This window comes from Lyngbya aestuarii BL J, from assembly GCF_000478195.2.
Classification (GTDB): Bacteria; Cyanobacteriota; Cyanobacteriia; order Cyanobacteriales; family Microcoleaceae; genus Capilliphycus; species Capilliphycus aestuarii.
Genome location: NZ_AUZM01000354.1, coordinates 1 through 479, shown reverse-complemented (window position 1 = coordinate 479; position 479 = coordinate 1). Strand labels below are relative to the sequence as shown.

The 479-nt window shown below is 36.7% G+C and carries 1 protein-coding gene; it reads left to right on the top strand.

Annotated elements, in window-relative coordinates; all coding sequences use genetic code 11:
* Positions 1 to 479: RNA-guided endonuclease InsQ/TnpB family protein (locus M595_RS28490; RefSeq protein WP_023070009.1), on the top strand; the 479-nt coding region annotated here is incomplete at both ends.

The window sequence follows — 479 nt, the reverse complement described above, 5'->3', positions numbered from 1 at the left end:
GAACAGGAATTGGCGTTAGTCAAATCGTTTGGTTGTGTACGGTGGTATTGGAATTTTGCCTTAAATGCCTGTATTCAGCACTATCAAGAAACTGGAAAAAGCTTAAAACTAGCAACCTATAAAGGGATGCTCCCTCAACTCAAAAAGGAATATCCTTGGCTCAAGGAAGATTGCTATTCATCGGTTCTCCAATGTGTAGCAATTAACCTAGACAGAGCCTATAAAAACTTTTTTAAAGGACAAGCTAAATTCCCTAGATTCAAGTCTAAACACCATAAGCAATCAATCCAATATCCCCAGAGTGTTACTGTCAAGGATGAATATCTAAAAGTCCCCAAGATTGGTGAAGTCAAAGCAGTATTTCACAGAGAAGTTACAAGGAAGATTAAAACGGTAACAATCTCTAAATCTTCAACTGATAAATATTTTGCTTCAATTTTGTGTGAAGTTGAAGTAACTGACGTTAAACAGTTGGGAGA